10 protein-coding genes are annotated in these 9109 nt (G+C 71.3%); 4 read left to right on the forward strand and 6 right to left on the reverse strand.

The features are described from left to right. The coding region (locus tag EHS43_RS28545; protein WP_148104107.1) for a class I SAM-dependent methyltransferase at positions 1-533 on the forward strand (533 nt) is incomplete at its 5' end. An 85-nt stretch (positions 534-618) separates the two neighbouring features. Here EHS43_RS28545 and EHS43_RS28550 read toward each other — a convergent pair. The 4 genes from EHS43_RS28550 to EHS43_RS28565 form a co-directional block, all read right to left on the reverse strand. Next, positions 619-2373, reverse strand: a complete 1755-nt coding sequence (locus tag EHS43_RS28550) for an ankyrin repeat domain-containing protein (RefSeq protein ID WP_125193610.1) — start codon at positions 2371-2373, stop codon at positions 619-621. 58 nt (positions 2374-2431) lie between these two features. Then, positions 2432-3172, reverse strand: coding sequence for a VOC family protein (locus tag EHS43_RS28555; protein WP_125193611.1), 741 nt, complete (start codon positions 3170-3172; stop codon positions 2432-2434). 99 nt (positions 3173-3271) lie between these two features. Further along, positions 3272-3868: a nucleotidyltransferase family protein gene (locus EHS43_RS28560; protein WP_125193612.1), complete on the reverse strand. Its 597-nt coding sequence runs from the start codon at positions 3866-3868 to the stop codon at positions 3272-3274. Between the two features lie 81 nt (positions 3869-3949). Continuing rightward, the gene (locus EHS43_RS28565) at positions 3950-4462 is read right to left on the reverse strand and encodes an NUDIX hydrolase (protein ID WP_260470751.1); all 513 of its coding nucleotides are present in this window, start codon (positions 4460-4462) and stop codon (positions 3950-3952) included. Positions 4463-4578: 116 nt separating this feature from the next. Here EHS43_RS28565 and EHS43_RS28570 point away from each other — a divergent pair, with 116 nt between their 5' ends. The 3 genes from EHS43_RS28570 to EHS43_RS28580 all read left to right on the forward strand — a co-directional run bounded on the left by EHS43_RS28570 (position 4579) and on the right by EHS43_RS28580 (position 6439). Then, positions 4579-5160 (forward strand): helix-turn-helix domain-containing protein, encoded by a 582-nt coding sequence (locus EHS43_RS28570; RefSeq protein WP_125193613.1) that lies wholly within the window; start codon positions 4579-4581, stop codon positions 5158-5160. Positions 5161-5252: 92 nt separating this feature from the next. Next, positions 5253-5930: a hypothetical protein gene (locus EHS43_RS28575; protein WP_125193614.1), complete on the forward strand. Its 678-nt coding sequence runs from the start codon at positions 5253-5255 to the stop codon at positions 5928-5930. Positions 5931-6100: 170 nt separating this feature from the next. Next, positions 6101-6439 carry a DUF2516 family protein gene (locus EHS43_RS28580; protein ID WP_185806449.1) on the forward strand — a complete coding sequence of 113 codons (339 nt, stop codon included), beginning with the start codon at positions 6101-6103 and terminating at the stop codon, positions 6437-6439. A 64-nt stretch (positions 6440-6503) separates the two neighbouring features. On the opposite strand, the gene EHS43_RS28585 is transcribed toward EHS43_RS28580, so the two are convergent. Together EHS43_RS28585 and EHS43_RS28590 are read right to left on the reverse strand one after the other, a co-directional pair. Then, complete coding sequence (locus tag EHS43_RS28585; RefSeq protein WP_185806450.1) at positions 6504-7805, reverse strand: PP2C family protein-serine/threonine phosphatase; 1302 nt, start codon at positions 7803-7805, stop codon at positions 6504-6506. A 324-nt stretch (positions 7806-8129) separates the two neighbouring features. Continuing rightward, a partial coding sequence (locus EHS43_RS28590) for a C40 family peptidase (protein WP_125193616.1) occupies positions 8130-9109 on the reverse strand: 980 nt, incomplete at its 5' end.

The following is a 9109-nucleotide window of genomic DNA, read 5'->3' on the forward strand; positions in this document are numbered from 1 at the left end:
ACCCCGCCCTGGCCTCGCTCGACGTGGCCCGGGGGAAGCGGGGGAGTGAGCGGGTGCGCTGGATCCACGGCGACGCGTCCCAACTTCCTTCCCTGCGCGTCGACTTGGTGACCATGACGGCCAACGTCGCCCAGCAGATCGTGGAAGCGGACGCCTGGCGGGAGACCCTGCGGGGGGCGTACGCCGCGCTACGGACCGGTGGGCGGCTGGTGTTCGAGACGCGGGACCCGGCGCGGCGGGCCTGGGAGGAGTGGAACCGGGAGGCGTCGTACGCCGTGACGGACGTGCCCGGTGCCGGGGCGGTGGAGACCTGGGTCGAAGTCACTCGCGTACAGGGGCAGTTGGTGACCTTCCGGTGGACCTATGTGTTCGCCTCGGACGGGCGGGTGCTGACCTCGGACTCGGCCTTGCGCTTCCGAGAACGGCAGGAGATCGAGGCGGAACTGGGCGCCCAGGGGTTCGTGGTGGAGGACGTACGGGACGCACCGGACCGGCCGGGCAGGGAACTCGTCTTCGTGGCACGGCGTCCCTAGGCAGACGTTCGCACACGTGGCCGTCGCGGCACAGGTCGCTCGCGGACGGCGAAGGCCCCCGTCGGCCGCTCCGCCAGGTGCCTGGTCAGCGCTGGAGCCGGGTCGGCAGAGCCACCCAGCGGCGCGGCTCGTCCCTGTCGACCGCGACCCGGCCGTCGCTGATCCGCAGGCCGGCCGCGGCGCAGCAGTAGGCGAGGATGTCGGCGCCGTAGGGGAAGGCGTGGTTGCGCTGCCAGAAGCGGAAGGTCCAGTAGGCCGCCGGGTCCGAGTCGTGGGGTCCGATGCCGATCTCGTCGTGTGCGACGACCTCGCCGTCACGGGCCAGGGTGCCGAATGTGCCGCCCTTGGGGTTGAAGTACACCCCGTAGGCGGTGGTGCCCGCGGATATCGCGCGCAGGACGGCGTCGTCGCTCGGCATGTAGCCGTCCTGGGTGATCACGCAGCCGCCGGGGGTCCCGTCGACGCCCCGGACGCCCACCCAGTGCAGGGACTCGTCGTAGTCGGAGGGGTCGAAGGGCGCGTGGTCGGGGCCGGTCCTCGGGCACTGCGCGGGATCGGTACCGAGCCGCCGTAGCAACTCGTCCTCGCCGAGGCCCTGGACGAAGCAGACGCCGAGCCCCTCGGTCCATATCGACTGCGTGCCGAAGGCCGCGATGAGCGCGTCGGCCGCCTGCTGGGCGGCCACCTCCTCGGGCGGCAGCTCCACGGCTCCGGGCAGGTGTCTGACGAGCGGCGCGAGGGGGGTGGTGAGCAGCAGCCGGCCCGGTGACCAGGGTTCGGCCTGCGGTGTCCACACGTCCGCCCCGGCCTCGATCAGGGCGCGCACCGTCGCCTCGTCCATGCTGTGGACGGCGTGCCAGAGCGGGGTGTGCTCCTCGTCGTCGCGTACGTCGACGTCCGTGACGTGGGGCAGGAGCGCGGCCACCGCGTCCGCCGAGCCCTGTTCCGCCGTCAGGTGCAGCGGGGTGGTGCCCCGCCATCCGACGCGGGCGTCGGGCTGGGCGCCTGCCGACAACCGGGCTCTGACCAGGGCGGCGTCGCCCCAGTCGCGGTAGCCCATGCGCTGCCAGTCGCCCTGCGGAACGTATCGCTGCCGGGCCTCCTCCGCCCGCCGCAGCGCCTCGCGCTGATGCCGGTCGAGGGGTGGTGCGAGGAACGCCGGCGGCCCGCTGACCTCAAGCGTCGCGAACGAGCCCGAGGACGCCTCCTGATCCGGTGGTTCGAGTCCGGGCCAGACCTCGAACGCACGGCCCGCGGCGGCGTGGAGCGCGTCCGCGTCCACCGGGGTCCTGGTCTCGGGTACGCCCTCGTCGGGCCACTCGACCACCAACTGTGCCTGTCCGGGCGGGGGAAGCTCCGGCAGATACAGGTCGACGTCCGTCTTGAACAGGGACCGGCGGGAGTGGTGCATGCCCGCGTCCAGCGGGATCAGCCCGACCGCCTGCTCCGTCGACGCCTGCCGCGCCTCTCCCTGCGGGCCGGTGAACGAGAAGCTCCGCGTCTCCGTGCCGTCCAGGGAGGTCACCCGCCGGCCGTCGGCGAACAGCAGCCCCACCCGCAGCCCGGACTGCCGCCGCGGGCCCCCGCTCTGTCTGCGGACCCTGCGGAACACCGACAGATGCAGGGTGACCGACGCCGGCCACACGGACCACCCCGTCACCAGGACCCGGGTCCCGGCCCCCGCACCGGCCACTTCGAGCTGCGGCAGCAGCGCGGGCGCGAAGCGGTCGACGGGCGGCGCGTACCGTCCCTCGTCCTCCCCCGGCGGCCCCAGCCGCACCAACACGGCCTGCTCGGCTGCCGGTTCCTCAGCAAGCACCAGATCGTCGAAGAACCCCATGCGCCGAGCGTCGCACACGGCACTGACAATGCCCGGCGAGTGCCGTCGAGGCTGTGCGTCAGGGCCGGGCGAGGACGCAGAACTCGTGGCCCTCCGGGTCGGACAGGCACGTCCACGGGACATCGCCCTGGCCGAGGTCGAGGTCGATGGCGCCGAGGGCACGCAGCCGGGCCACCTCCGCGGCCTCGTCGTCCCCCGGGGAGGGGAGCAGGTCGAGATGGACGCGGTCCGGCACGGTCTTCCCGTCCGGCGTCCGGAGGAACTCGAGATACGGGCCGACTCCCTCGGCGGAACGCAGCACCGCCTGATCACCGGTCACCTCATGCACGGTCCAGTCCGTCGCCGCGCCCCAGAAGCGGGCCATCTCCCGCGGATCCGCGCAGTCCACGACCACGGCGGCGATCGGCCCGGTGTCCCGGTAGACCTCCCTGGGCTCCAGCACGCAGAACTCGTTGCCCTCGGGGTCGGCGAGGACCGTCCACGGCACCTCGCCCTGGCCCACGTCGACGGGCGTCGCCCCGAGGGCCGTCAGCCGCGCGACCAACTCCGCCTGGTGGGCGGGGGAGGTGGTGGCGAGGTCGAGGTGCATCCGGTTCTTCGTCGCCGACCCGGGCTCCGGGACGGGGACGACGTCGATACCGGGACCGACCGGGTCCGGCCACACGAGGCCGCCCGCGGGGCCGACGTAGGTGGTCACTCCGGGACGGTAGGCACTCCACCCGAGCGCCTCCGCCCAGAACCGTCCGACCGCCACCGCGTCGACGGCCTTCACGTTCACCTGAACAGGTCGCAGCACCATGCCGACGATCCTAGGCAGCGGCCTCCCGACATCCCGCTGCACGCCGCGTGACCTTGGGGGACGTCCTCCAGCCCTGCACCCGCGCGTGGCATCCGAGCGTCAGCCCGGCCACGGGAGCACGGTGAGTTCCGGCCACTCGTCCTTCCAGCGCGCCGCCTTGGCCTCGTAGACCTCCCGCGGGGCCAGCACCGGGTTGGGCCGGACCACGAGGTTGAACACGTCGGACAGTCCGTGGGGCGCATAGACGCGCCACTCACCGTCGGGTTCCAGCCGTACCCCCAGACAGCACGTCGTCGCCGCGAACGAGTCGATCGCGGCCTCGGTGGACTCGTACGGCGGACAGGGCACGCCGAATTTCCGCTCGTACCAGAGGTGCACACGGGCCTCATTGCGGATCTCCACCTCGGCAGGCAACCCGGCAAACGCCTCCTGCCCCGCCTTGATCACGGCGTCCTCCGCTTCCCAGGACAGGTCGGTGCCGTCGAAGTAGAAGAGGTCGTAGTCCTTGATTCCGTTGGTCGGGGGCCTGCCGGTGCCCACGTTCCACACCGTCTGGAACAGACAGCCCGCCGTCACATACCAGCCGGGCAGCTCCAACGTGGCCGCCCTGGTCATCACGTCGGTCAGGACCTCGTTCCGGGAGAGCACGGACCGCAAGCCATCGAGTTGCTCAACGAGCGGGAGTCGACCAAGCATCCGTACTCCCTATCACTGACAGCCGCTCTCACAAGGCGCGTTGGCCGCAAGCGAGCATCCCGCGCCGAGAGGCGAGAGAGGTCAGGACCGCGCGCTCCGGAACGCGACGTATCGGCTGAAGACCTCGTGGCTGTCAGGCGTGAAGCGCCACTCCCGCAGGGCGGACCGCAGTTCCGGCTCGGTCAGCCAGCCGTGCCAGGCGACCTCATCGGGATCGGGGACCACGGCGTCCGGCACCACGGCTTCGTGCACGCCGAGCCAGTGAGGACTCAAGCCGCTGCGGTTGACGAACGTGAACAGCAGGCGCGGCAGCGCACGAATGCCCAGCTCTTCGGCCAGCTCCCGCGCGGCGGCCTGTTCGTAGGACTCGCCGACGTTCGCGGCGCCACCGACCGGGACCTCATGGAGCCCGGGGAAGCGGGATACCTGCTCCGACCGCCGATGGGCGAGAAACCGGCCACCCTCGTCACGGCACACCGTCACGGCGACCCGATGCAGCCAGCCCTCCCGGACGGCCTCCCGACGGCCGACCACTCCCAGCACGCGATCCTGCCCGTCGACCCGCTCCACCAGTTCATCCACCGGTTCATCCACGACGCACACCCTGACATAGCCCACCGGGCCGGCTCGCAGACTCCGATCGAGTGGTGTGGCGCACTATTGCAAGCGGGTGCTTGCAATAGTTAGCGCGGGTGGTGCACAGTGGAGGCATGGCATCGCTCAACGTCGGCAATCTCGGTGAGTATCTGCGTGAACAGCGGCGCACCGCGCAGCTGTCGCTCAGGCAGCTCGCCGATGCCGCCGGGGTGTCCAATCCGTATCTGAGCCAGATCGAGCGCGGGCTGCGCAAGCCGAGCGCGGAGGTCCTCCAGCAGGTCGCCAAGGCCCTGCGGATCTCCGCCGAGACGCTGTACGTGCGGGCCGGGATCCTCGACGCCGAGCGCGACCGGGACGACGTGGAGACGCGTGCGGTCATCCTCGCCGATCCCGCGCTCAACGAGCGGCAGAAGCAGGTGCTGCTCCAGATCTACGAGTCCTTCCGCAAGGAGAACGGCTTCGGGATCGCCCCGCCGGACGCGGCCCCCGCGCCGGGCGACGGACAGGTCGAGGAGCCGGTCGGCGGTAGGGCGGACGCCCAGGACGGGCTCCGGGACATAGCCGTCCCGGCCGACGGCGACCCGGTCGGCGACACCGCCGTACGGGAGGCCCGCCGGCCCCGCAAGCCCCGCACCGACCGCAGGACCCCCAAGACCGACGGCAGTGACGCCGACCCGCAGCAGACGGCCAGTTGAGAGCCCGTACGGCTCGATACGGACCGACCACGCCGACAGGCGCCGCGGGACCCAAAACCCTCATCAGAAAGCGACCCGGGAGGACCATCACCATGGCCATCACCGACGACATCCGCAAGGCCGTCAAGGACCCGACCCCGCTCTACTTCCTCGCCGGCGCCGGTGACCTGGCCTTCCAGGAGGCCAAGAAGGTGCCCGGCCTGGTGGAGCAGCTCCGCGCCGAGGCCCCGGCCCGGATCGAGGCCGTGCGCGGCACCGACCCGAAGACGGTCCAGGAGAAGGCCCAGGCCCGTGCCAAGGAGGCCGGCGCCAAGGTCAAGGAGACGCAGGAGACCCTGCAGAGCAAGGTCGGCGAGTTCATCAGCACCCTCGACGGTGACCTGAAGAAGCTCGGCACCACGATCGACGCGGACCTGAAGAAGCTCGGCGAATCCGCCCAGGACCTCGCCCTGCGGGGCGTCGGCGTCGCCGCCGAGTACGCCGTCAAGGCCCGTGAGACCTACGAGAAGGTCGCCGAGCACGGCGAGCAGGCCGTCAAGACCTGGCGTGGCGAGGCCGCCGAGGAGATCGAGGAACTGGCGATCGCCGTCGAGCCGAACGCCGAGCCGGGCGAGGTCAAGGACCGGACCGCGACTCCGGCCGCCAAGCCGGTCACGCCCGCCACGGTCGCCGCCCCGGCCCCGGCCACGGCCAAGAAGACGGCCCCCGCCGCGAAGAAGACCACGCCGCGCAAGACCACCACGGCGAAGAAGACCCCGCCCGCCAAGTAAGGCACCGCGGGACAAGCAGTACACGCGGAACACGCGGAACACGCAGAACACCGGGCCGGGCACTTACCGAGTGCCCGGCCCGTTCTCCGGGTAGCGAGTTCGTGGGAACGGGTACGGTGACCGCGTAATCGCGAAATGACGAGTCGACTCAGGTGGTGGACGTTGTGCTGATGCAGGGGTTCGCAGGCTTCATGTGGCTGCTGAGCATGGCCCTGATCGTTTTCAGCGGCTTCGCGCTGCTCGACGCCGCCATCCGCCGTGAGGACGCCTACCGGGCGGCCGACAAGAAGACCAAGCCCTTCTGGCTGATCGTCCTCGGGCTCGCCTTCGTGGTGAACCTGATCTTCAACATCCTGTCGTTCCTGCCGATCATCGGCCTCATCGCCACGATCGTCTACATGGTCGACGTACGCCCGGCGCTCCGCGCCCTTCCGGGCGGCGGCCGCAGCGGCGGGGGCAGGGGTTCGAGCAGCGACGGCCCTTACGGCCCGTACAACGGCGGGCGCTAGGCCCGTACGGCGGAGGTCGCCGGTTGCCCGCACCCCGCTGGAAGCGCCCGGGACACCCCGGCCGTCACTTCTCCCGGTCGAGCAGCAGCACCGCCACGTCGTCCGCCAGCTCGCCGCCGTTGAGGGACCGCACCTCGTTCACCGCGGCCCGCAGCAGTTCCTCCCCCCGCAGCCCCTCGGAGAGCTGGCGGCGGATCATGGCGACCATCCCGTCCTGGCCCAGACGCTCCCCGCCCTCACCGACGCGCCCCTCGATCAGGCCGTCGGTGTAGAGCATCAGGCTCCACTCGGCGCCCAGCTCCACCTGCATCCGCGGCCAGCGGGCCCCCGGCAGCAGTCCGAGCGCGGGCCCGTTGTTGTCGTACGGCAGCAGCTGTGCGGGCCGGCCCGGCCGGGCCACCAGCGGTGACGGATGCCCGGCGAGGCACAGTCCCGCCCGCCGTCCGTCCGGTGCGATGTCCACCGTGCACAGCGTCGCGAAGATCTCGTCGTCCGAGCGCTCGTGCTCCAGCACCTCCTGGAGCGTGCCGAGCAGTTCGTCCCCGCACAGCCCCGCCAGGGTCAGCGCCCGCCAGGCGATCCGCAGCTCCACGCCGAGCGCCGCCTCGTCGGGACCGTGTCCGCAGACGTCACCGATCATCGCGTGCACGGTGCCGTCGGGGGTCCGTACGACGTCGTAGAAGTCACCGCCGAGCAGCGCGCGCGACCGGCCCGGCCGGTACCGCGCGGCGAACCGCAGTGTCGAGCCCTCCAGCAGCGGTGTGGGCAGCAGGCCGCGCTCCAGGCGCCGGTTCTCCTGCGCCCGCAGCCGGCCCTCGGCGAGCCTGCGCTCCGCCGTGTCGGAACGTTTCCGCTCCACCGCGTACCGGATCGCCCGGCTCAGCAGCCGGCTGTCCAGTTCGTCCCGGAAGAGGTAGTCCTGGGCTCCCACCCGCACCGCCTCGGCGCCGCGCTCGGCGTCGCCGGACGCGGTGAGCGCGAGCACGGCGTGCCGAGGGGCGAGCTCCAGGACATGACGGAGTACGGCGAGCTCGTCGTCATCGGCGCGGCGGCCGGGCGCGGGCAGCGCGAGGTCGAGCAGGATGCAGTGCACGTCATCGGTGAGCAGCCGCTCCGCCTCGGTGAGGTTGCGGGCGGTGCGGACGCGGATCGGCCGGCCGGCCGAGTCCACGAGCTCGGGGACGACCGTGGACCCGCCGGGATCGTCCTCGATCACGAGCAGGCTCAGTTGGGTGGCGGCGTTGTTGTCGACCGTGGCTTCCTTGCGCGGGGCTACTTCCTTGGAGGGGTCGTCCTGAGGTGCGGCCGGCGCCTGACCACTTTCCACGGCCGGGATCGCTCGCTGCCGCGGTATGGGTACGGGCATCGTCTTGGATTCCTTCCCTCCCCCCGAGGGCATGGTGGAGCGAGGGACCTCGATCCACCGACGGGGACCATAGCGGGTGCCGGGCCGGTTGAGGAATGGCGTAAGACACGCCGCTTGGCCGGTGGCCACTGTCATATGCCGCGTTATCCACCGCAGTTGGACAGATGTCGGGTGTCGCGGGGATGACGAACGTCACGTCGGCGGGAGGTTTGTGGAGTCGTCGCAGGTGCCCCGCGTCACATGACCCAGGTCTCACCGGGTCTTACTCCGTCTCACCCGGTCTCACTCGGTCTCACCCGGTCTCACCCAGTCGTCCGGCGGCGCTCACGCGTCCGGCCGCACGACTCCGAGTATCGGCATCGAGCCCGCTCCGGCGATCGTCACCGTGCGCCCGGGCCGCGGCGCGTGCACGATCGCGCCGTCACCGAGGTACATCGCCACATGGCTGGCGTCATCGAAGTAGATGATCAGGTCACCGGGCCGCATGTCCTTGATGTCCACGTGCTCCAGCTGCTTCCACTGCTCCTGCGAGGTGCGCGGAATGGGCTTGCCCGCGCTCGCCCAGGCCTGTGAGGTCAGCCCGGAGCAGTCGAACGAGTCCGGACCCTCGGCGCCCCATACGTACGGTTTCCCGATCTGGGCCGTCGCGTAGGCGACCGCGGCCTTCCCGGCCTTGCCGGCCTTGCCGCTGATCTCCTTGAGGACGCCGGAGTCCAGCCAGGCGGTCTGCGCCTTGTGGGCGGCCTGTTCCTCCAGTTCGGCGAGGCGCTTCTTCTCCTTCGCCTCCAGCTGGGACTCGAGCTTCTCGGCCGCCGCGATCTGCCGCTCGACCTTCTTCTTGGCCGCCGCCTTCGCCTTGCGGTTGGCCTCCAGCCTGGTCCACTGGGCGGAGGCGTCGTCGGCGTACTGCTTCAAGTCCTGCTGGGTGCGGGCCAGTTCCGCGATGAGTGCCTTGGTGGCGCGCTGGCCCTGGAGAACGCGGCCGGTGGCGTCCAGGAACTGCTGGGGATTGTCGCTCAGCATCAGCTGGGCCTCGTCCGGCAGGCCGTTGGTGCGGTACTGGGCGGCGGCCGCGGCGCCCGCGCGGGCTTTCAGCTCCGCCAGCTTCTCCTGCCCCTTGACGATCTTCCGGGCCAGCGCGACGATCTGCGCCGACTGCTGCTCGGCCTTCTCCTCCGCGGCGTTGTAGGCGTCGGTGGCGACGGCGGCGTCGTGATAGAGCGCGTCGAGCTGTTGACGTACGGCTTCGATGTCCTTGTTGGTCACGGCCGTCGTCGGTGACGCGGTGGGGGAGGGGGTCGGAC

Origin of the sequence: Streptomyces sp. RP5T (assembly GCF_003933965.1) — a bacterium.
In the GTDB taxonomy this organism is placed as follows: domain Bacteria; phylum Actinomycetota; class Actinomycetes; order Streptomycetales; family Streptomycetaceae; genus Streptomyces.

Coding starts and splice junctions, on each gene's coding strand:
- EHS43_RS28550 (WP_125193610.1), bottom strand. CDS start 2,373: ATGGGGTTCTTCGACGATCTGGTGCTTGCTGAGGAACCGGCAGCCGAG.
- EHS43_RS28555 (WP_125193611.1), bottom strand. CDS start 3,172: ATGGTGCTGCGACCTGTTCAGGTGAACGTGAAGGCCGTCGACGCGGTG.
- EHS43_RS28560 (WP_125193612.1), bottom strand. CDS start 3,868: ATGCTTGGTCGACTCCCGCTCGTTGAGCAACTCGATGGCTTGCGGTCC.
- EHS43_RS28570 (WP_125193613.1), top strand. CDS start 4,579: ATGGCATCGCTCAACGTCGGCAATCTCGGTGAGTATCTGCGTGAACAG.
- EHS43_RS28575 (WP_125193614.1), top strand. CDS start 5,253: ATGGCCATCACCGACGACATCCGCAAGGCCGTCAAGGACCCGACCCCG.
- EHS43_RS28580 (WP_185806449.1), top strand. CDS start 6,101: ATGCAGGGGTTCGCAGGCTTCATGTGGCTGCTGAGCATGGCCCTGATC.
- EHS43_RS28585 (WP_185806450.1), bottom strand. CDS start 7,805: ATGCCCGTACCCATACCGCGGCAGCGAGCGATCCCGGCCGTGGAAAGT.